Origin of the sequence: Mediterranea sp. ET5, assembly GCF_023337025.1 — a bacterium.
Classification (GTDB): Bacteria; Bacteroidota; Bacteroidia; order Bacteroidales; family Bacteroidaceae; genus Phocaeicola_A.
The window spans coordinates 1-23,205 of the sequence record NZ_JAMBLN010000013.1; the positions used below are offsets into that span (position 1 = coordinate 1).

Consider the following 23,205-nt stretch of genomic DNA (forward strand, 5'->3'; position numbering starts at 1 on the left):
AGAATCAATAAAGTTGTAGTAAATATAACGAATAGTTTATGCATACCTATCATATTACAAGTTTAAATCCATATAGAATAAGGAATAGGAGCTATCTATAACAGAAACACTCCTAGACCCTATTTTAATACTTAAATTACTTCAATTTGGATAAAGACAAAATGAAATCTTAAAATCATTAATATTTATCGTCACTAGAACTTATTTTTACTACTAGCAAGTTTCATTGCCTGTCTTTGTACAATTATAGCCTGTACAATCTGGACGGTAAAAACGTTCCCATATTTTTTGAGAATAATCGCCTTCCCCACTAGCCAATGCCTCAACATTAGCCAATGAAACTCCTGATAATTCAATTCCTTTATTTTGAGCTTGGTATACTCCCATTCCGGCTACAGCTACAACAGCTACAGCTAAAACATATTTAACGATGTTCTTTTTCATGATACATTAATTTATTCGTTAGAGATTTTTTTCTTTCCTGCACATTTATCCTTTCAGTGCAACTGTGAACGCATCACATTTTCTTTCTTTTTCTTACCTTTGTCGCGCCTCCTTTCTTTTTTAGGCAGGTACACGGGGAGCAGGATACTATGTTTGTCTATTCGAAGAAGATGCATAGCCGTGCTCCCTTTCTTTGTGGAGTCTGCCGGAATTTATATATAGTTGTTCAGAGTCATTCTACTTTCCCTTTTACCCGGACGGTCAGTATTCCACCTTCCACGTTGGTATAGATGCGCAGCGTTTTGTTCACATAGCCCGTCTGGTCGGGGCGGTAGACTATTCGTAACAACAAGTCTTTTCCCGGTGAAACAGGTCTCTTGTCAAATTGTGCCTGCAAACATCCGCAATCGGTCACTACATCGTGGATGACCAACGGGTGATTGCCTGTGTTGGTGATGCGGAGCGAGTCTGTCTTTTCCTCTTTACGGGAGAATGTGCCCAGTTCCACTTCACTCTTTTCAAGTTGTACACTGGTTGCCGGAGGGGCCTGTGTCGAGATTTTCTTTCCTGAAATCAGGGAGAGATAAAGGTCCTTCACGTGTGGGTTGTGTACCGGATTACCGATGGCAAGTACACGATTGTCTTTCCCCACCAGAAACGTCTGGAAATTGTCTTCTTCAGGGAAATGGTTGAGATGTTGGATGGCATTTGTCGTATCGATGCAAACCGGATGGCGGAATGCGTCTCTTCTAAGGATGTATTGCATCTCATGCAGGTCTTTCGGGCAGAGGTAGAACAGGAACGATGTTTTTCCTGCTGCCAGTGAATCCAGGGTTGCCATCATTTCTTTCCATCGTACGAGTTGTAAACGACAACTCATACAGCCGGTGGAGTCAACATATACCACTATTTTATAAGGTAGCGTGTCTGTTGGAGCCTCTACCGTGTCCTTTCCCTGTAGGGTGAAAACGGGATGTTCCGGAAACTGTATTTCTTTTCCTGACCATTCCTGAACCAAGCGTGTGATGTGTGCTTCTCGGTTCTCTTTGCAGGCAGTAATGCCGAAAAGAAGTAGGCTTGTCAGAAACAGTGTTGCTTTATTCATTGTCATCGAGGGATAATATCAATCCAAGCAACCCTGTGACCACCATGAGGACACACCAGGCAACCAAGATCTTTGCAATCAACTTCAGCTGGTTTATCTTCTCCTCCAGCCAAAGCTTCTACATTTTCCAGCAGCAACCCATTGACAGGGGTGTTGCGTTTGTTTAGTCCCAAAATGCATGTACTGCCTAGCAGTATAAGTGATAATGTTTAAGCGTAAATAGTTTTCATATGCGTAGAATTTGGTTTGTGGCAAATGTATAAGACTTACGGATAAAAAGATAACATTCAGGGTGTTTTCTATCTCAAATCTTTCTTTGAGGTTTGATTTATACTTTAATAATTAGAAATGTAACGTGAGTGAAAAGAAATGAAACGTGTATGAACGGTTTATTGGGAAATATTAATTATATTTGGCGCGAAACGATTTGTAAGATAATAATTGGATGAAGCGATTAAAAGCATTAAAGAAATTTTGTACCAACTATATTTTATGTATTCTAGTATTGACGGGAGTGGTTGGAGGACTTAAAATTTATTCCGTAGAGCGTACAGCCCTGTATTCAAAAACATACCGGGTCTTGCAGGAGACTATCAATCAGGATTATGAAAATCGTATCGGTGGAATTTACCGACACACGGAAGGGAACAAAAGGAAAATCTATCAGAAGATAAAGGAACAATGGGTCTATACGGAAAAGGAACTCTATCATGTGGTCTATCAGGACAGTATTTATGTTCCGCAAGCAAGGCAATATGCCGATCAGTTTATGATGGCAACTCAATGCCCCGTCAATCCCAGTGTTATGGCTGGGATATTTAAGGAAAAGCTGATGGAAAATGTAGGTGGGGACTACTCATGTGGCATTATCTATCGGCATAACGGCATCGCCCAATATAGTTTGAATGACACGATTTCTCCTCGGTATGCATCCTGTCTGACTCCAATGAGGTTTCTTGATTTTGCCAACACGGTCAGTGTTCAGGGCTGGGTGGATTATGACGGGCTGACCGTTTTTGTGAACATGCATCCTTTGGGAATGATTGGATTTGTAGTTTTGGATTTCCTGTTGCCATTGATGCTTCTGACAGGCTATGTGATACGGTGTTATCGGGTTCATATAGTTTTTGATAAGGACGATAAACTGGTATGGATTGATGGGAAGTATTGTGCAATGGCTAAATTGGACCGTCAGATTCTGAAGCTCATTTTGAAGAACAAGGACTATGTGGTTACTCGTGAGGAACTGAAGCAGGCATTTTGGCCTGACAGCATGACTGCTGACAAGAATATAGATACCCATCTTTATACCCTTCGGAAAAACTTGGCAGACTTTCCCCGTTATCAATTGGATACAGTCGGACAAGGAAAATATCAGTTGAAATGTAAACCTTTTAGGAGGATACAGGCATTGGGGCGTTCATTCTGTCAAAATGTCAAATGAGCCTCTCCACGGTGCTCTTCCTCGCACCAAAATACAGTTTGATGGATTCGGAGGGCCTTCTCAGGCGATTCGCAAAATACACCTTGTTGCCAAACGGCTTATTCTAGTTGCGTTGCAGTGGGTAAAAATGGGATGGCTACGTCCTTTTACTGTTCATGCCTCTGTTTTACCCCTCTTTTTATTACCTTCCGATTTGTTGACACCGCTCACCTTCTGGAGAGTGAAACTCCGGATTTGTTACTTCCATTTTCCAAACATTTGACTTCCGGGCACGAAACAATAGTGTTTGGCAGGTGAAACTATATTGTTTGACGCCTCAAACTATATTGTTTGGCTCGCGAAACAATATTGTTCCGGGCACGTTTTGCCTGTTTCCCGAAAATGAAATGTATAGTTTTCTAAAATCAAAGGCTTTTCCCGTATGTTTTGTTTGCACTCATTCACGTTTCACCTCCAGATTATCGGATTTTTGAAAAGTATGAGTTAGCTGAAAGTCTTGATTTGGGGAAATAATGAAAGTGATTAGTCCGTTTGGCTGACAAGGTGTAAATCGTCTGACAGGCTTTTCCCATGTCTTTTTCGGGGCAAAGCACCAGCCGGATATCGGGGCGAAAACATTGATTTTGGTTCATTCCCAGCCTCAATAAAAAAATTGAGATCAATATTTGTGCCGGGAAGTAGTCTTGTTTGCGACATATCCTGTACCTTTGGAGTGCTGAACCGTCTGCCGGATGAGACCGGACAAGATGATGCTTCGGGGAATATTCCGGCAAGGATGTTCACGGCATTTTGTCTTTATCCGGTTTATGGACCAACTTTTACAAGTGAAGAATGAAACAAGCCGTGAAAACATGTATGCCCTATGTGGCGTTGCTCCCTCTGATGGGGTTGCTCGGAGTCGTCTTTGTTTACGACAGCCGTCTGCCTGCCGATTGGCTGGGATGGCAACGCGAATGGCTGTATCATGCCTGTTGGGTAAGTGTGGCATGGCTTTTATTGGTGGGGATTGTACGCCCGCAGTGGCTCCGGCTGTTTCCCCGGATATTGGCAGGGACGTTGATAGCCTTGGGAGGTGTAGAAGCCCTTTGGGGGCTTTGCCAGCTTTTCGGTCTCTGCCCCTCCCGGCATGCGTTGTTCCCCATGACGGGTTCATTTTTCAATCCCGGTCCTTATAGCGGTTATCTGGCGCTGGTACTTCCCGTGGCAGTGTTTGAGGCGTTGAGGCTTGGGCAGAAACAGTCTCCGGTGCGTTGGGCGGCAGGGAGTGTGGCTTTGCTGATTCTCTGTGTCCTCCCGGGCGGTATGAGCCGTGCATCGTGGCTGGCGGCAGGTGTATCGCTTGCCTTTGTCATGTTCCGGTGTACGGAGGGGAAACGGCATACGGCGTTTTTCGTTTTCTGCCGGGAGCATCGTCGGATGCTCGTCGGCGTTTTGTGCCTGTTGCTTTGTCTGGCAGCCGTCGGAATTTACCTGCTGAAAAAGGATTCGGCTGACGGAAGGCTGCTCATTTGGAAAGTGGCAATGAAAGAGGTTGTGGCACACCCCGGAGGTGCGGAGATGGATGCAGGTTCAACCTTTTCGGCTGTGTACGGGAATGCACAGGAACGGTATTTCACAGCCGGAGACTATACGGACGCTGAGGCTCGTGTGGCAGCCTCTCCCGAGTTTGCATTCAACGACTACATCCAGTTTGCCCTGATGGAGGGAGTCTGGTGTCCGGTGCTGTTGCTGCTGATTGGTATCCTGGCTTTCAGGGGTGCTATCCGGAGTGGCGAAGTCGGTCTGGGTGCCGCCTTGCTGTCACTCGGTGTATTCGCCTTTTTTTCTTATCCATTGCAGTTGCCTGCATTTGTCTGTACTTTCTTTCTGCTGGTTGTGGCTTCCTTCTTGGCTTGGGCAGGTCCGAAGGTCGGAAGGTATGCCGGAAGAAGTTGGCCGATCGTGGCTGTTCCTTTTCTGATGTATATCCTGTTTACTTCGTCAGTTTACTCTTCGTTACACGGCATCACTCATGAGGAGACGTTGCAGTGGACCAAGGCGCGGCAATATTATCGTGTCGGTGCCTATCGGGAAGCCATGGAGGCGTATCGGAAGGTGAAAGGGATGGATGCATGTGCTGACTATCATTTCGAGTTGGGACGTGCCTGTTACAAGAGCGGTGAATGCCTCCCTGCCAAATGGGAACTGGACAAGGCGCTGTGCCTTAGCGGAGACCCGATGATCCTGAATCTGCTGGCACAGAATGCATGGAAGGCAGGTTATCCGTTTATGGCGGAAACCTATTTGCAACGTTCCGCCCACAGGGTTCCGTCGCTGACTTATCCTTATTATCTACTGACGAAACTTTATGCTGACCCTTATTTCTACCAGCCGGACCGCTTGCAGGAGGCAGCGCGGATGGTGCTTGAAAGAGAACCCAAAGTCTTTTCACCTGCCATCGCACAGATGCGGGAAGAGGTAAGAGACATCCTGAAAGAGATACAGACATCTGCCTTGACTCCGGTGGACCGGGACTCCATACGACGTGACATCCCGTACATGATTGAGAGTGTCACGTTAGTCCCTGCCGGACCGGGAGAGGGTGGAGATTCATTAACCTTGAAACAATAACCTTATGAATGGAATCGTATACAGTTCACTCGGAGTGATGATGGCAGCGGTGCTCCTGACTGCCTGCGGACGGGAGGACCGTCCGTCGGCGGAGAAGGAAGGTGTCGAGACCGTCCTGCCTGCCGAGGTGAACGAAGTGTCGGTGATGACCCTCAAGAAGGGAGACTTCAACCACGAACTGGTGAGCAACGGCAAGGTGGAGGCGCGGGCGTATGCCGACTTGAACTTCCGCCTGACCTCGGAACCCGTCGCACGGGTCTATGTGAAAAACGGTGACCGTGTGAAGAAAGGGCAGAAGCTCGCCGAACTGAGCCTCTTCACGCTGCAGAACAAGCTGGAGCAGGCGAAGACCTCGCTCGACCAGGCAGACCTGGAGATGCAGGACGTCCTCATCGGGCAAGGCTATGCGCCCGACCGTCCGGAGTCGGTGCCGGAGAATGTCATGAAGCTTGCGCGTGTGCGGAGCGGCTACGAACAGAGCCGGGCGAACTACGAGCTGGCACGGTATGAGTTGCAGCAGGCTGTGCTGACTGCTCCCTTTGACGGCGTGGTGGCAAACCTCTTCGGCAAGCAGTACAACCGTCCTGACGGGGCGGAGCCATTCTGCCGCATCATTGCCACGGCGGGCATGGAGGTGGAGTTCTCCGTACTGGAGAGCGAGCTTCCGCTCATCAGACGGGGCGACGAGGTGGATGTCTCTCCTTATGCGGCGACAGTCGCTGCACGGAAGGGGCGGGTGACGGAAATCAACCCGTTGGTCGACGAAAACGGCATGGTGCGTGTGAAGGCGCAGGTCGACGGAGGCAGCCAGCTCTTCGACGGCATGAACGTCCGCGTCACAGTGAAACGCCGGGTGCCGGGACAGCTCGTGGTGCCAAAGACGGCGGTGGTGCTCCGCTCGGGCAGACAGGTGGTCTTCACTCTCCGGGAGGGAAAAGCCCAGTGGAACTACGTGCAGACCGGACTGGAGAACATGACCGAATACACCGTCACGGGAGACGGTCTGGAGGAAGGGGCGCAGGTCATCGTGACGGGCAACGTGAACCTGGCGCACGAGACACCTGTCAGAGTCGTCGGACAGAAGAAATAGGAGTGCGGTCATGGTCAAGTTTCTCATCCGGCGTCCCATTGCCGTACTGATGGCGTTCACCGCCAGCTTCATCATCGGACTGGTGACCTACTTCGCCCTGCCCGTGTCGTTGCTGCCCGACATCGACATCCCCCAGATTACCATCCAGGTGACGGGCGACAACATGTCGGCACGCGAACTGGAGAACACGCTGGTCGCTCCCGTCCGCCGTTCCTTGCTCCAGGTCTCGGGGCTGGACGAGATGCGCAGCGAGACACGCGACGGCTCCGGCATCATCCGTCTGTCGTTCGATTTCGGGACGGATACCGACCTGGCGTTCATCGAGGTGAATGAGAAAATCGACGCCGCCATGAACAGCCTGCCCCGCGATGCCACCCGTCCGAAAGCCATCAAGGCAAGCGCCACGGACATCCCCGTCTTCTACCTCAACATGACGCTGAAGGACGGGCAACCCTATGCACCCGTCGACGAACAGGCATTCCTGCAACTTTGCGAACTGGCGGACAACGTCGTGCGCCGGCGCATCGAACAGCTGCCACAGGTGGCAATGGCGGACGTCACCGGCATACCGGGAAGGATGCTCCGCCTCGTGCCCGACCGGGCGAAGATGGAAAGCCTGGGACTGACCATTGCCGACCTGGAAAATGCCTTGGCTGCCAACAACGTGGAGCCGGGCAGCATGCTCGTGCGCGACGGATACTATGAGTACAACATCCGCATCGCCTCGCTCCTGCGTACCCCCGAGGACGTGGAGCGGATTTACCTGAACGTGGACGGACGCATCCTGCAACTGAAGGATATCTGCCGCGTGCAGGTGGTGTCGCAGAAGGAGCTGGGACGTTCGCTGGCAGACGGCAAGCGTGCCGTGACCCTCGCCATCATCAAGCAGTCGGAGGAGAACATGGACAACCTCAAGGCGGAGCTGAAGCGCACGACCGACTATTTCTCCCGCCTCTATCCCTCCATCGAGTTTTCGGTGAGCCGTAACCAGACGGAGCTGCTCGACTACACCATCTCCAACCTGCAGCAGAACTTCACGCTGGGCTTCCTGCTGATATTCGTGGTCGCCATCCTCTTCATCGGGGACGTGCGCTCTCCCCTGGTCATCGGCATCAGCATGGTGACGTCGGTGGTCATCACCTTCTTCTTCTTTTACATCTGCCGGGTGTCACTGAACATCATCTCCCTCTCCGGACTGATTCTCGCCGTGGGTATGATGATCGACAATGCCATCATCGTCACCGAGAACGTGTCGCAGTACCGGGAACGGGGCTATTCGCTCCGCCGGGCAGCCGTGGCAGGCACGACCGAGATGATTACGCCCATGCTGAGCTCGTCGCTCACGACCATTGCGGTGTTCGTTCCGCTGGTGTTCATGAGCGGCATTGCGGGAGCCATCTTCATGGACCAGGCTTTCTCCATCACGTCCGGACTGCTGGTGTCCTACTTCACGGGCATCATGCTGCTGCCGGTGCTCTACCTGCTGTTCTACCGCATTGCCCTGCGGAAGCACAACTGGCTGACGCGCAACTTCAGGGAGGTGCTGAAGAATGACTGGCTGGAACGGTTCTACGATGCCGGCATCCGTTGGACGTTCGCCCACAAGCGGCTCAGCCTGCTGCTGGGGCTGCTCACCCTGCCCCTGTGTGTGGTCATGTTCCGGGTGCTGGACAAGGAGCGCATGCCGGAAATCACGCAGAGCGAACTGATTGTCAAGGTCGGCTGGAACGAGAACATCCACGTGGAGGAGAACGAACGGCGCGTGAACGCCCTGATGCGCGAGGTGGACAGCCTCGTCGTCGAGCACACGGCATACGTCGGCATACAGGATTATGTGCTCAATGCGGACGAGGAGCTGGCTGCCGACGAGGCGGAACTGTACTTCAAGACCGCCTCCCCCGGCGATGTGGGGAAAGTCGAAGCACAGGTGAAGGACTTCTTCCGCCGCAGCTACCCGGATGCAGTCGTGACATTCGCCCCGCCCATGACCGTCTTTGAGAAGCTCTTCGTCACCGGAGAGCCCGACGTGGTGGCACGCCTGCATGCCGCGGACAAAGGCACGGCGCCCGACCCCGCTGCACTGAAGGAACTGGAGCAACGGATTGCCGGCGCGACGGGCATACAACCCGAGGGCGTCGCCTTCCGCAGCCAGCTCAACCTGGTCATCGACCGGAGCAAGCTGCTGGTCTATCATGTCGACTACAACGAGGTGGTGCGCACCCTGCGCACGGTCTTCAAGGAGAACCGCACCTCGACGCTGCACTCCTATCAGCAGTATCTCCCCATCGTGATTGCCGGCAACGAGAAGACCGTGAGCGGGGTGCTGGCGGAGACGCTTGTGGAGAACACGCTTCCGGCAGGAGAGGAGAAACAGTATGTCCCCCTGCGCGAACTGGTGACGGTCGTGCCGGGTGAGGACCTGAAAAGCATCACCGCCGGACGCAACGGCGAGTACATCCCCCTGAACTTCTACGGCGTGGACGATGCGCCCCGCCTGATGGAGGAGGTCAGGGACGTGGTGACGGAGGCAGGCGGCTGGGACGTCGACTTCGGAGGCAGCTTCTTCTCCAACCGCCGGATGATGGGCGAGCTGATGGTCATCCTGCTCATCTCCATCCTGATGATGTACTTCATCCTCTGTGCCCAGTTCGAGAGCTTCCTCCAGCCGCTGATTGTCCTGTCCGAGGTGCCCATGGACACCGCGTTCGCCCTGCTCTGCCTGTGGCTGTGCGGTCATACGCTCAACCTCATGTCCGCCATCGGCATCATCGTGTCCTGCGGTATCGTCATCAACGACTCCATCCTGAAGATTGACAGCATCAACGAGCTGCGCAAGCAGGGGATGCCGCTCTTCGACGCCATCCACACCGCGGGTGTCCGGCGTCTGCGTGCCATCATCATGACCACGCTGACGACCATCTTCGCCATGGTGCCGCTGCTCTTCACGTCCGACATCGGTTCGGAGTTGCAGAAGCCCTTGTCGATAGCCATGATTGGTGCGATGGCGGTGGGCGTCGTCATCAGCTTGTTTATTGTCCCCTTGATATATTGGTATGTTTACAGAAGAAACTATGAGAATGCGAAGAATTGAGATACTCGTGTGCCTGCTGCTGTGCCTTGCCGCCGGAACACATGCACAGCGTACGTTGAGGCTGACCCTCGGACGGACCATCGAGATGGCGAATGACAGTTCGCTCTCGGCGTTCCGCAACCAGAACATGTACCTCTCGGGCTACTGGGAGTACCGGACGTACAAGGCGGAGCGTCTGCCCAGCCTGACGATGAACCTGACGCCGGCGCGTTACTACCGCTACATCACCCAACGCTACGACTCGGAGATGGACATGGACGTCTACCGCGAACAGCAGATGTTCAGCGCCACGGGCGGACTGAGCCTGGCACAGAACTTCGACTGGTTGGGCGGACGGTTCTATGTGGACACGCAGCTCGACTTCATGCGCAACTTCGGCGACACGAAGTCCACCCAGTATTCTGCCGTTCCCGTCCGCATCGGCTACGAGCAGGACCTCCTGGGCTATAACGCCTTCCACTGGGACCGCAAAATCGAGCCGTTGAAGTTCGAGAAGGCGAAGAAGCAGTTCGTCTACCAGACCGAGCAGGTGTCCGAGGAGGCGGTGACCTACTTCTTCGAGCTCGCCATGGCACAGGCGGAGTACAACCTTGCCAAGGAGAACCTTGCCAGCTCGGACACGCTCTACGCCATCGGGGAACGGCGTCAGCAGATTGCCGCCATCTCGCAGGCGGACCTCCTCACGCTGCGGCTCGACCGGGTGAACGCCCGCAACGCCCTGCGCAACTCCGAGATTTCCCTCAAGCGTGCCATGTCGGCACTGGCGACCTTCCTCAACCTCGACAAGGACACCCGCATCGAGATAGACCTCCCCGTGCGTCCGCGGACTCTCTCGGTGCTAGCCGATGAGGCACTGGGACATGCCCGGGCAAACAACCCGGTCTACCTGGAGCAGCGGCAGAACATCCTGGAGGCGGAGCGCGAGGTCGACCGCACGAAGAAGGAGTCCCACTTCAACGCCAGCTTCAATGCCAGCGTCGGCTTCAACCAGGTGGCGGACAACTTCCGGGCGGCATACCGCAATCCCCTCCAGCAGGACCTCGTCTCCCTCAGCATCTCCATCCCGTTGGTGGACTGGGGCGTGCGCAAGGGCAAGTACAACATGGCAAAGAACAACCTCGACGTGGTGAAGATTGCCGCCCGGCAGGAGGAAATCAGCGTGGAGGAAGACGTGGTGATGACGGTCAACGACTTCAACGTGCAGCAGGACCTCATCCAGAGCGCCGAAGAGGCGCTCGACTTGGCGGAGATGGCATACGACCAGACACGCCGACGCTTCATCATCGGCAAGTCGGACATCAACAGCCTGACACTCTCGCTCAACCGTCAGCAGGAGGCGTGGAAGAACTACATCGGCGCCCTGCAGAACTACTGGCTGAACTACTACAAGATACGTCGCCTGACGCTCCATGACTTCGAACACGGATGCGCCCTGTTCGACCGTTTCGACTTTGATAAAGGCTCCTACCGATGAAGCAGGAAGAGACACATACGCACGGCTTCTCCTCGTTCACGCTCATCGTGACCTTCGTCTGCCTCTCGCTCGTCGGGCTGGCGCTCCTGCCGCTCCTGCCGGTCAAGCTCTCCCCCTCGCACACCCTGCCCAGGCTCACGGTCTCCTTCTCGATGCCGGGCAATCCCGCGCCGGTGGTCGAGTCGGAAGTGACCAGCAAGCTGGAGGGACTGCTCTCGCGTGTCCGTGGAGTGAGAAAGGTGTCCTCCACCTCGGACAACGGCAGCGGACGGGTCACCATCGAGCTGGACAGACATGCCGGGGTGGACGTCGTGCGCTTCGAGGTCTCCACGCTGATACGCCAGCTCTGGTCGCAGCTGCCCGACGGGGTGAGCTATCCGCAGATTGCCGCCCAACAGTCCGACGACCGTTCGGCACGCCCCTTCCTGACCTATACGCTCAATGCACCTGCCGCCCCCTTCGTCATCCAGCGTTACGGCGAGGAGAACATCAAGCCGCTGCTCTCACAGATAAAGGGCATCTACAAGGTGGAGCTGAGCGGAGCCACGCCCATGGAGTGGAGACTGACCTATGACAACACCCGGCTGGAGCAGGCGGGCATCACGGTCAGCGATATCCGCGCAGCCATCCAGGAGCACTACGACCGGGAGTTTCTGGGCATCTGCCGGGTCGACGACGAAGGGGGATGGATGCGCCTCGTCCGTGTCACCGACGGGGTGGAGGAGGAGTTCCGTCCTGCCGACATCTGGGTGCGGAGCCGCTCGGGAGAAGCCGTCCGGCTGGACAAGCTCGTCCGCGTGACACACGAGGAGCAGGAGCCGGACAGCTACTTCCGCATCAACGGGCTGAACTCCGTCTACCTCTCCCTCACCGCCGAGGAGACGGCGAACCAGCTGGAACTCGCCCGCAACGTGCGGCAGGCGATGGACGAGGTGCAGCGCACCATGCCCGCCGGCTATGAGGTGCACACGAGCTACGATGCGACCGAGCACATCAGCCGCGAGCTGGACACCATCTACTTCCGCACGGGCATGACCGTCCTCATCCTCCTGCTCTTCGTCGCCCTCATCACCCGCAACCTGCGCTACCTGCTGCTCATCGTGCTCAGCCTGTCGGTGAACATGGCGGTGGCGTTCATCTTCTATTACCTCTTCGGGCTGGAGATACAGCTCTACTCGCTGGCAGGCATCACCATCTCGCTCAACCTGGTCATCGACAATACCATCGTCATGACCGACCACATCACCCGGCGGCGCGACCTGAAGGCGTTCCTCTCCATCCTTGCCGCCACGCTGACGACCATCGGCGCGCTGGTCATCATCTTCTTCCTCGACGAGAAGGTGCGGCTCAACCTGCAGGACTTTGCCGCCGTGGTCATCATCAACCTCGCCGTCTCGCTGCTGGTGGCGCTCTTCTTCGTGCCCCCTGTCATCGACAAAATCGGGTTGGAGCGCCGCCGTTCCTGTCATCCGCGTCTGTGGATGAAGAGACTGACGGTGCGGTTCACCCGTTTCTACCGCGTGCTCATCGGCGGACTGTGCCGCTTCCGGGTGGCGGTCTGCCTGCTCCTGCTCCTGGGGTTCGGCCTGCCGGTGTTCCTCCTGCCGGAAGAAATCAAGGATGCCAAAGGCTTCTGGGAGGAGCTTTACAACCGCATGTTTGCGGGCACCACCTACCGGGAGGACATCCGTCCCGTGGTCGACAAGGCGCTGGGCGGCTCGCTGCGTCTGTTTGTGGAGAAAGTCTATAACGGAAGCTACCTGGACAGCCGCGAAGACGAGGTGACGCTCTCCATCAATGCCACCCTGCCCAACGGCAGCACGCTGGAGCAGATGAACAACCTGGTGAAGCAGATGGAGACTTACCTGAGCGGCTTTGACGAGATACGCCAGTTCCAGACTTCGGTCTACGACGCCCGCCGTGCCACCATACAGGTCTTCTTCAAGAAGGAGCACGAGTACAGCGGCTTTCCCTACGTCCTCAAGTCGAGCGTCATCAGCAAGGCACTCACCTTGGGCGGCGGCAGCTGGAGCGTCTACGGCCTGCAGGACCAGGGCTTCAGCAACGACGTCCGCGAGTCTGCCGGAAGCCTGCGCGTGAAGATGTTCGGCTACAACTACGACGAGCTGTCCCATTGGGCGGACGAGATGACCCGCCAGCTACTCTCGCACCGACGCATCAAGGAGGTGACCGTCAGCTCGGAGTTCTCCTACTGGAAGGACGACTACTCGGAGTTCTACCTGGAGTTCGACAAGGAGCGCATGGCGAAGGAAGGGCTGACGGCGAGCGCACTCTTTGCCGTCCTGCAACCCGTGTTCATGCACGACCAGCCTGCCGCCACGGTGGTCTTTGACGGACGGGCGGAGAGCCTGCGCCTGTCTTCGGTCCAGAGCAGCGCCTACGACGTGTGGAGCCTGATGGGGATGCCCTTCCGCGTCGGCGGACGCTCCTACAAGCTCTCGGACGTGGCGACCGTGACGAAGGTGCAGGCGCCGAAGAAGATAGCCAAGGAGAACCAGCAGTACGTCCTCTGCCTGCAATACGAGTACATCGGTTCGTCGGAGCAGGGACGCAGGCTGTTGGAGAAGGACGTGGAGGAGATGCGGACGCGCCTTCCGCTGGGCTATACGATGGAAATCCAGCAGGAGCACTGGAGGTGGGGCAGCGGCGACGCGGGGCAGTACGCGCTGTTGCTCATCGTGGTTGCCATCATCTTCTTCATCACCGCCATTCTGTTCAACTCGCTGAAGCAGCCCCTGGCAATCATTTTCGTGATTCCCGTCTCCTACATTGGCGTGTTCCTGACGTTCTATCTCTTCGGGTTGAACTTCGACCAGGGCGGCTTTGCTTCGTTCGTCCTGCTGTGCGGCATCACGGTGAACGCCAGCATCTACATCCTCAACGAGTACAATGCCATCCGTCGCCGTCAGCCCCGTCTGGATGCGCTTCGTGCCTACACCAAGGCATGGAACGTGAAGGTTGTCCCCATCTTCCTGACGGTCGTCTCCACCATCCTGGGCTTTATCCCCTTCATGGTGGGCGAGGAGAAGGAGGGCTTCTGGTTTCCCTTGGCAGCCGGCACCATCGGTGGCCTGGTCCTGTCGCTCGTCGGCATTTTCTTCTATCTTCCCATCTTCTCGCTGAAGCGTCAGAATGTCATGAAGCGGTAAGCGGACGCAGTGCCGGCGTGTCGGTCGACATGCCTTCCTTCTCCTTCCTCCGCCTTGCGGATACGGCGTATCCAGCTCCAAAAGGAATTGTTTGGCGGAAGATAGGGCATATCCAGTGTCAAAAGGAATTATTTGTTAAAGGATAGGGCGTATCCAGGACTAAAAGGAATTATTTGTTAAAGGAAATGACGTATCTAGGACCAAAGTTAATCAATTGTTAAAGGATACGGCGTATCTACTTCCAAAAGGAATTGTGGGACGAAAGAAACGGCATATCCGGGGAGCGGAGAGGGGAGAAGACGGGGGATGTCGGCAGGCGGGGCGTCCGCTGAACCCCAGCTCACCATCACGGTACGTCCGTCGTAGGTCACCGGACGGGTGACGGGCTGTTGCCCCTTGTCGTGCAGGATGAGGCGGATGGGGCGTTCCGTCCGCATGCCTTCGAAGCTGCCCTGACGCGGATGCAGCGTCAGCGTCCGCCGGGCATCGTCCCACGTCAGGCGGACGGTGGCACAGGCACCCTGCTCGTAGCGGTAGTTCGTACCCTCGTCCTCGTAGAGCGTGAAGCTGCCGTCCGCACCGGCATAGATGTGTATCTCCCAGTCCGCGCAACGTGCCTCGACGGTCGACTGGAGCTCTCCTTCCGCCAGGGGAAGGATGCTGCCTGCACGGACGAACACGGGGATGTGCTCTGGACTGACGGGGAGGGTCCGGATGCCGTCGCCATCCGTCGGGAGACCCGTCCAGAAGTCATACCAGCCGCCGGGCGTGGCAGGAAGGTAGACGTCGGTGACGGACAGCCCGGGAGCGGTCACGGGAGCCACCAGCAGGGCGCTGCCGAACATGTATTCGGTGGTCTGACGCAGGGCGAGCGTGTCGTGCGGGAAGTCCATCACGAGCGGACGCATCAGCGTGCCGTGGCGGAAGGTGATGTCCGCCGCTCCGGCATACAGGTAGGGGAAGAGGCGGTAGCGGACGGCAAGTGCGGCGCGTGCCTGACGGGTCACCTCGGGGCCGTAGTTCCAGAACTCCGTGTCCGACATGTAGCCGTGGACGCGCATCAGGGGAAGGAAGACCGACGTCTGCAACCAGCGCAGGAAGCACTCCCGGTATGCCGCGTCGGCGTATTGGTTGGCAGGGCGGAAGAAGCCTCCGGCATCGTACGTCCACCAGGGCAGTCCCGACGCCATCATGCCCAGTCCCGCGGTGAGTTGCCGACGGAAGGTGTCCCAGTCGTGCCCCACGTCGCCCGACCAGGTGGCGGCGGCGTAACGTTGCATGCCGGGAAAGCCGCTGCGGGTCAGAATCATCGTCCGTTTGTCGGGCACGTCGCGCCGCGACCCTTCATAGACCGTCCGTGTGACCAGCAGCGGGTAGACGTTGCGCAGCAGTTCGCCGGGCAGGCTGTCTCCGGCGATGCGCCGTCCCACGAGGTCGTCGTTCTCCGGTTCGGTGGCGTCCTGCCACCATGCGTCGATGCCGTAGGGGCGTAGCAGACGGGAGGAGAACTCCTGCCAGTAGCAGGCGGCGGCATGCGGGTTGAAGAAGTCGACCCACGACGTGCCGGGGATGTAGTAGCCCTTGTCGGTGAGCCGTCGCCCGACTTCCGACTGCGGGTCGACCTTGGACCACACCGAGACCATGAAGCGCAGGTCGCGTGCGTGCAGGTCCCGTACCAGTGTCGCCGGGTCGGGATAGTGTTCCTCGTCGAAACGCATGGCGTTCCAGCCGTATTTGCCCCAGTACTGCCAGTCCTGCACGATGACATCCACGGGCAGCCGTTCGGCGCGGAAGCGGTTTGCCGTCGCGAGAATCTCCTCCTGCGAATGGAAGCGTTCGCGGCAGTGGATGTAGCCCAGCGCCCAGTCCGGCATCAGGGGAGCGTCGCCCGTCAGGGTGCGGTATCCGGCGATGACCTCGTCGGGCGTTCCGGCAAAGAGGGTGTAGTCCACCGCGTCGGCGACGGGCGAGCGGAAGACGGTCCGGTCGTCCACGGGTTTATAATATAAGGTAGGGCGGTCGTCTTTCTCCAGCAGGGCGCGTACGGAGTGGGTTCCGGCATCCAGTTCCACGGTCAGCGCGGTGGTGGGAGGCAGCCACGTGTTCCGTATGTCCACCAGCACCTTCCCGTCGATTTCCAGCTGATGCCGTCGCGCCATCGTCCGCCCGACATCGAGCAGCAGGGCGTAGCGTCCCTTTTGCGGGACGGTCCATGTGGCAGTGAAGGCAGCCCCTTCGCGTACCTCCTGCTTGCCGCCCTCGGTGGAGGTCACGTCGACCACCGTCTTCTCGCCCGACGCACCTTCCGGAGTCAGGGTGAGCCGTCCGTCGGCAGGGTTGAAGTCCGTCAGACCGTAGTTGTTCCACAGCAGTCCGTAGCCTTTGTTCGAGAGGATGAAGGGGATGGCTATCTGGGTGTTGACCTGCGTCAGCCGGCGCGTCAGTCCGCGGACGTTCAGCTGTCCGTCCTGGAACTGTCCCAGTCCGTAGAGGTATTCGTCCGCCGGGGAGCGAAATACCTGTTGCGCTTCGTAGGTCTTCTCGTTCTGTACCCGGGCAGGGAGCAGGCGGCGTCCTTCCTCGCGCAGGAGCGTCTCTCCCCCGGACGAGAAGTAGGCGAGGCGTCCGCTCGGCTTGTCGACCGTCACGGTGAGGCGTGGCAGGGTGAGGGTCAGGGTCTCTCCATGCTCTTCCACACGGAAGTCCGGCGTCTGCCGGTCGATGTAAATCCATTCCGGCAGGTCATGGACCGGTTCCTTGACGAAGCGGACGCGCACGGCGTTGTCCGCCATCGGCTGGAGGCGTAGCGTCCCGCTGTCGGTGTGGCAGATGAGGCTCCGGTTCTCCTGACGGAAGGAGCGGATGGTTTGTCCGTCGGCTGACGAAGCCAGCAGCAAGGCTCCTGCCAGCAGCATCTTCGTGCGGAGGGACCGGAACAGTCGTAGTTTGTTGTACAGGTGTCTCATGGTTTGATGGTTTATGTTTGTGATTCGGTGGGGTGTCAGTTCAGCATCAGGCTCATGTAGGGGCGTTCGTCGCTCCACAGCCGGGCGGCAAGTTCGCCGATGCCTGTGGGGATGCCCTCGTCCGGAGCAGCCGGAGTGGCTGTGCCCTGCGAGAGGCGGATGCAGACGTTGTTCTCGGGGATGTCCGGGTCGGTGATGCGCCAGCAGGCTTCCGCGTCGGGGTGCGTCCGTGCATGGAGCGCCAGGACGTCTGCCACGCGGATGATGCGCAGCATGCCCAGCGGACGCCCCACCTCGTCGGGAGCCACGGGATGCAGGCATTCCGCCTCCTGCATGAACGTGTGTTCGCAAGCCCGGTTGACCAGCGTCCGTGCCACGGCAGGCGTGTCGGCAAGGCACTCGCCGATGCGGCAGACGTCTGGGGTGGGAACACAGAAGGCAAGTCCCGTCACCGCCCCGTCGCGGCGGGCTACCCAGAGGCTGCCCTCGCTCAGGTAGAGGTCGGCGAGCACCACGCCGAAGTCCTCCTCGGAGTGCAGGACGCAGCAGGGACGTTCGCCCATCTTCCGGCTGAAGTAGGCATACACGTCCCGACTGTCTTCCCGGTATTCGCTGACCGTCACGGTGTCGTCCCCCGTCGCGATGGAGAGCCGGCGCCAGTCATAGACGAACAGCGGTGCATAGCCCGACGTCGCATAGCAGTCGAAGAGCCACGGCTCGGCGGGAATCAGGGAACTGACGGGGCAGCCCTCGGCATACAGCCGCCGGTGCGTCTGTCTGAGCAGACGGCGCATGAGTCCCTGCCTCCGTGCCTGCGGATGGGTGCAGACCCCCGAGAGGTAGGCGAGCGGAAGGCGGGCTCCCCACGTCTGCAGCTCGTAGGGGATGAGCTGGAGGGCGGACACCACCTGCCCGTCGCGGAGGATTGCCTCGTTGAGCGCGTCGCGGTAGCGCAGGCGGAAGTAGAGGTCGATGAACTCCGGCGTGTCGCGGAAGCACAGTTCCCACAGGTGGCGCACGGAGCTTTTCAGGTCAGCGGAAGTCATTTCGTGCATACGGCAATCCATTTTTCCAGGAGCACCTCGGGGTAGTAGGAAAGCTTTGCCTTGCGCAGGCCTTCCAGTCCCAGGTCCTCCTCGCGGTTGATGAAGAAGTACTGTTCGGGGATGTGGTTGGCAAACTCGTAATTAATCATGGTGTACGAACCTTCGATGTCGACGTCCGCCTTCTCCACACAGACATCGAACGTGTTGGCGTTGATGGGTGCGCCGAAGGTGAACGCCACGATGCGTCCGCCGACATGGAGCACGCCGCCCAGCAACCCGAGCTCGTCGAAGTGGTTCAGGGCGTCGGTCAGCGAACGATGTTCGTCCTCCAGCTCCCGGCGCTCCTCTTCCGTGGTCTCGTTCAGGCGGCACCAGCGGTCGGCAAGCTCCAGGCACTCCGGCACGAGGGTGGCGTCCAGCGGAAGGTACTGATAGTCGGGGTAGGTGCGCAGGAACTTGTTGATGTGGTTGCGCTTGGGCTGGTAGCGCTTGCCCTTCAGTGTGGCAAGGTCGGTGCGCAGGTAGATGTAGTCATAGTAGTCGCGGTCGGCGGTGAAGCGGAAGCAGTCGGGTGCGGCTTCCTCCAGGTCGGCACGCATGTGCGAGCATACGCCCATCATGCGGAAGGTCTCTCCCTCGGCTTCGGCATCCTCCTTCAGGTCGTGCAGGACCGCCCGCAGGTCGCCGTCGCCCACGGGCATCATGTAGCACGCATGTCCGTCGACTCGGAATTTAATTAACAGGAATCCGTCCTTCTCAGCCAGTTGGGTCTGGTACAGGAACCGCCAGCTGTAGAGGTTGGAGAAGGACAGGTCGCAGTTCCGTCGGGTACTCGTCAGTGTGTACCGCAACACCCTCTCCCGGTCGGAGAGGGAAATCTCGTTGAAAGCAATCATATTCGGTCGTTCATCTTAAAGCATCAGAATGCGCAAAGGTAGGCAGAAGGGCGAAAAAAGTGTTATCAAACATAAGATATTTGCTTCCGCCGGGCAAAAAATGAGTGCGTATTGACATCTTGATATGGCAATAATTGAGTAATTTTGCGTCATCGAAACAACATTCATGTGTAAGAGAACAACTTTTAATACATACCATCATGGATTTAATTAGTGAAATAGTTGCGCGTGCGAAAGCCAACCCGCAACGCATCGTTCTTCCGGAAGGAACTGAAGAACGTACCCTGACTGCTGCCGACCGTGCGCTGGCAGACGGTGTAGCCAATCTCATCATCCTGGGAAACCCTGCCGAAATCAAGGCCCTCGCTGACAAACTGGGCTTGAAAAACATCGATAAAGCCACGATTATCGACCCTGAGAACCATCCGAAGAAGGAGGAGTATGCCCAACTGCTCTGCGAACTCCGCAAGAAGAAAGGCATGACCATCGAGGAGGCTCGGAAGCTGGTGCTTGACCCGCTCTACCTGGGCTGCCTCATCATCAAGTCCGGCGATGCCGACGGCCAGCTTGCCGGTGCCCGCAACACCACGGGTAACGTGCTCCGTCCGGCTCTCCAGATTATCAAGACCGCTCCGGGCATCACCTGCGTATCCGGCGCCATGCTGCTCATCACGAAGACTCCCCAATACGGCGAGAACGGCGTCCTGGTGGTAGGCGACGTGGCTGTGACTCCGGCTCCCGATGCCGACCAGCTGTCGCAGATTGCAGTCTGCACCGCCCGTACGGCTCAGGCTGTCGCAGGCTTCGAAGACCCGCGCGTTGCCATGTTGAGCTTCTCGACCAAAGGTTCTGCCAAGCACGAAGTGGTCGACAAGGTGGTTGAGGCACTCGGTCTGGCAAAGAAGCTCGACCCGACGTTGAAGATTGACGGCGAACTGCAGGCTGATGCCGCTCTCGTTCCGTCGGTAGGTGCCAGCAAGGCTCCGGGTTCGGAGATTGCCGGCAAGGCAAACGTCCTCGTATTCCCGAACCTCGAAGTGGGTAACATCGCCTACAAGCTGGTTCAACGCCTGGGCAACGCCGATGCCATCGGTCCGATCCTCCAGGGTATCGCCCGTCCGGTGAACGACCTGTCACGCGGCTGCTCCGTGGACGATGTCTACAAGATGATTGCCATCACCGCCAACCAGGCCATCGCTGCCAAGAAGGCGTAAGAGTTCAGCGGGTGAGCCGGTGAGTTCCGCGAGGACTCATCCGCTCGTCCGCTTCTGCATGTATAAACCCACAAACTTAAATCCCCGAAACCCAATGAAGATATTAGTATTGAACTGCGGTAGTTCGTCCATCAAATACAAGCTGTTTGACATGACTACCAAAGAGATTCTCGCACAGGGCGGTATTGAGAAGATTGGTCTGAAAGGCTCGTTCCTGAAGCTGACCCTCCCCAATGGCGAGAAAGTCATCCTCAACAAGGACATCCCCGAACATACGGTAGGTGTGGAGTTCATCTTCCAGACACTGACCAGCGAGCAATACGGCGCCCTGAAGTCGCTCAAGGAGCTTGATGCCGTAGGTCACCGCATCGTGCACGGCGGCGAACGCTTCAGCGAGTCGGTCATCCTCAACAAGGAAGCCCTCGATGCCATCACTGCCTGCAACGACCTTGCCCCGCTGCATAATCCTGCCAACCTGAAGGGTGTGGCTGCCGTATCCGCCCTCCTTCCGGGTCTGCCTCAGGTCGGCGTGTTCGACACAGCCTTCCACCAGACCATGCCTGACTACGCCTACATGTACGCCATCCCCTACGAGCTGTATGAGAAGTACGGAATCCGTCGCTACGGCTTCCACGGGACTTCCCACCGCTACGTGTCGAAGCGCGTGTGTGAGTTCCTGGGCATCCAGCCCGAAGGCACCCGCATCATCACTTGCCACGTGGGTAACGGCGGTTCCGTTTCCGCTATCAAGGACGGCAAGTGCATCGACACCAGCATGGGTCTGACACCGCTCGAAGGACTGATGATGGGTACACGCAGCGGCGACATCGATGCCGGTGCCGTGACCTTCATCATGGAGAAGGAAGGTCTGAACGCAACGGGCGTGTCGAACCTGCTCAACAAGAAGTCCGGTTTGCTGGGTGTCTCCGGCGTATCGTCCGACATGCGCGAGATTCAGGCAGCTGTCGACGCAGGCAATGCGAAGGCGAACCTGGCACAGACGATGTACTACTACCGCATCAAGAAGTACATCGGTACGTACGCAGCTGCCCTGGGCGGTGTTGACGTAATCGTGTTCACCGGTGGTGTCGGCGAGAACAAGGACGACAGCCGCGAACGTGCCTGCGAAGGTTTGGAGTTCATGGGTGTGAAGCTCGACAAGGAGCTGAACAAGACCATCCACGGCGAGGAAGCAGTCATCTCTACCCCGGATTCGAAAGTGAAAGTGGTTGTCATCCCGACCGACGAAGAGCTGATGATTGCCACCGACACGATGACCCTCTTGCAGAAATAAGCGCGCTCCCCGCGAGCCGTCCCGTCATAAAAAATCCCCGGACAGTCCGTCATGCGATTGTCCGGGGATTGTTGTATCGGTTCGCTTACAGCCACTTCTTGAAGAACTCCAGCGTCTCACGCTGCATGTCCCGGCTGAAGAAGTGTGGGCCGTTCCACAGCTTGGTGACCAGACGTTCGGGGACACCCTGTGACTCCCATACGCGGTGCATCGTGCGGTAGGCATCTTCCACGCCAGCCACCGGGAAGAGCTTGTCCTTCCGTCCGTTGAAGAAGAGCGTCGGCTTGGGACAGGCGATGGATGCCACATGCGGATAGTCGAGGTAGCGGCGCAGTCCGGGGATGAGCATCGAGTAGGCGGAACCGCCCTTGTTCTGGTTGTTGGTGAGGGTCATCAGGTGTTCGGTCGTGTTCATCCAGCAGACGGACGCTGACGCCTTCACGACATCGGTCAGTGCGGCGAGCATCCACGAGCGGTAAGCCCCCATGGAGAAGCCCAGGCAGCCAATGCGGTCCGGGTCGACGTAAGGCAGGGAGGCCAGAAGTTCGGCACTGCGCACATCGTCCATGTTGATGCAGGCACCCCACGAGCTTCCCATTTGCAGGAAGTTGCTTGCCACTGCCTGCTGACGGTCGTAGTCGAAGCCCTCCTTGCATCCCCGCTCGCCCCAGAAGAGCGCGTCCACGCAGAGGACGACGAAGCCGTTGGCTGCAAAGTAGTCCGCCGTATACTGTCCGTCGTAGCAGCGCACCGCCCAGTCGTCCGCATCCGCCAGCACCTCCTTGCTCACGCCGAAGGGGCGCACCATCTTCTCCTTGCCGATGGTGAAGTGTGCACCGTGGTCGTGGAGCATCACGACGGCAGGCAGCCGCTTGCCCTCGGCACCGTCAGGCACCAGCAGGTAGGCAGGGACACGGCTCCATGCCGAGATGTTGAATGTGATTTTGCGTACCTCATAGCCCTCGCGCTGCTCCGTCGCCACGGTCTGCACGGCATAGTCCCGTGGGGCAGGCGGAAGGTTCCGGAGGCATTCCGTCACGGTCTCGCGTGCCTTCGTGCGCCACTGTCCGAAATCGGTTTCAGGCGCGTTTCCCCAAGCCATCGGGTAGGTGAGCTGCTCCTTCATCTGCTGGTAGAACAGCGGCATGTTGTTCACAATCTCATAGCGCAGGGAGTCTGCCGGTTGCTGTGCCCGGACCGTCCCTGCGGTTGCCATCAGGGCAATCATGCCCAGTAAGACGTGTTTCATACGTAATAGGTCTTTAAGTTTCTGTCAGTGGGACAAAGATACAACGTATCTTGACAACCGGAGGGCGGCGGACGGACAATTTTTGTTCCCTTCTGTCGCCTGCCGGGCTTCT

The 23,205-nt window shown here is 57.3% G+C and carries 14 protein-coding genes; 8 read left to right on the forward strand and 6 right to left on the reverse strand.

Going from position 1 to position 23,205, the window contains the following annotated elements; translation table 11 throughout:
* Window positions 1-213: 213 nt before the first annotated feature.
* Together M3087_RS08920 and M3087_RS08925 are read right to left on the reverse strand one after the other, a co-directional pair.
* Window positions 214-444, reverse strand: coding sequence for an NVEALA domain-containing protein (locus tag M3087_RS08920; protein WP_249095102.1), 231 nt, complete (start codon window positions 442-444; stop codon window positions 214-216).
* 232 nt (window positions 445-676) lie between these two features.
* Entirely contained in the window at window positions 677-1,288 is a 612-nt protein-coding gene (locus M3087_RS08925) for a DUF1573 domain-containing protein (RefSeq protein ID WP_249095106.1), read from the reverse strand.
* 706 nt (window positions 1,289-1,994) lie between these two features.
* Here M3087_RS08925 and M3087_RS08930 point away from each other — a divergent pair.
* The 6 genes from M3087_RS08930 (at window position 1,995) to M3087_RS08955 (ending at window position 14,428) form a co-directional block, all read left to right on the forward strand.
* The gene (locus M3087_RS08930) at window positions 1,995-2,993 is read left to right on the forward strand and encodes a transcriptional regulator (protein WP_249095108.1); all 999 of its coding nucleotides are present in this window, start codon (window positions 1,995-1,997) and stop codon (window positions 2,991-2,993) included.
* An 843-nt stretch (window positions 2,994-3,836) separates the two neighbouring features.
* Entirely contained in the window at window positions 3,837-5,603 is a 1,767-nt protein-coding gene (locus tag M3087_RS08935) for an O-antigen ligase domain-containing protein (protein WP_249095110.1), read from the forward strand.
* Between the two features lie 4 nt (window positions 5,604-5,607).
* On the forward strand, window positions 5,608-6,693 hold the full coding sequence (locus tag M3087_RS08940; protein ID WP_022385436.1) for an efflux RND transporter periplasmic adaptor subunit: 1,086 nt from the start codon (window positions 5,608-5,610) through the stop codon (window positions 6,691-6,693).
* 10 nt (window positions 6,694-6,703) lie between these two features.
* Entirely contained in the window at window positions 6,704-9,784 is a 3,081-nt protein-coding gene (locus M3087_RS08945; protein WP_249095112.1) for an efflux RND transporter permease subunit, read from the forward strand.
* Complete coding sequence (locus tag M3087_RS08950; RefSeq protein ID WP_249095115.1) at window positions 9,765-11,258, forward strand: TolC family protein; 1,494 nt, start codon at window positions 9,765-9,767, stop codon at window positions 11,256-11,258. Before M3087_RS08945 ends, M3087_RS08950 begins: the two co-directional genes overlap by 20 nt.
* Window positions 11,255-14,428: an efflux RND transporter permease subunit gene (locus M3087_RS08955; RefSeq protein WP_249095117.1), complete on the forward strand. Its 3,174-nt coding sequence runs from the start codon at window positions 11,255-11,257 to the stop codon at window positions 14,426-14,428. The genes M3087_RS08950 and M3087_RS08955 overlap by 4 nt, the downstream gene beginning before the upstream one ends.
* Window positions 14,429-14,634: 206 nt before the next feature.
* Here the strand turns inward: M3087_RS08955 and M3087_RS08960 are convergent, their stop codons facing one another.
* From M3087_RS08960 to M3087_RS08970, 3 genes are read right to left on the reverse strand one after another with little or no spacing between them, the layout of a single operon-like run.
* Window positions 14,635-17,394 (reverse strand): TIM-barrel domain-containing protein, encoded by a 2,760-nt coding sequence (locus M3087_RS08960; RefSeq protein WP_249095119.1) that lies wholly within the window; start codon window positions 17,392-17,394, stop codon window positions 14,635-14,637.
* Between the two features lie 35 nt (window positions 17,395-17,429).
* Window positions 17,430-18,449 (reverse strand): GNAT family N-acetyltransferase, encoded by a 1,020-nt coding sequence (locus M3087_RS08965; RefSeq protein WP_249095121.1) that lies wholly within the window; start codon window positions 18,447-18,449, stop codon window positions 17,430-17,432.
* On the reverse strand, window positions 18,437-19,336 hold the full coding sequence (locus M3087_RS08970; RefSeq protein WP_106484358.1) for a DUF2156 domain-containing protein: 900 nt from the start codon (window positions 19,334-19,336) through the stop codon (window positions 18,437-18,439). The genes M3087_RS08965 and M3087_RS08970 overlap by 13 nt, the downstream gene beginning before the upstream one ends.
* Window positions 19,337-19,536: 200 nt before the next feature.
* On the opposite strand from M3087_RS08970, the gene pta reads away from it, so the two are divergent.
* Window positions 19,537-20,550: a phosphate acetyltransferase gene (pta, locus tag M3087_RS08975; RefSeq protein WP_106484359.1), complete on the forward strand. Its 1,014-nt coding sequence runs from the start codon at window positions 19,537-19,539 to the stop codon at window positions 20,548-20,550.
* A 94-nt stretch (window positions 20,551-20,644) separates the two neighbouring features.
* Window positions 20,645-21,844 carry an acetate kinase gene (locus M3087_RS08980; RefSeq protein ID WP_249095123.1) on the forward strand — a complete coding sequence of 400 codons (1,200 nt, stop codon included), beginning with the start codon at window positions 20,645-20,647 and terminating at the stop codon, window positions 21,842-21,844.
* Between the two features lie 85 nt (window positions 21,845-21,929).
* Here M3087_RS08980 and M3087_RS08985 read toward each other — a convergent pair whose 3' ends face one another.
* Window positions 21,930-23,093, reverse strand: a complete 1,164-nt coding sequence (locus M3087_RS08985; protein ID WP_249095127.1) for a dienelactone hydrolase family protein — start codon at window positions 23,091-23,093, stop codon at window positions 21,930-21,932.
* Window positions 23,094-23,205 lie beyond the last annotated feature (112 nt).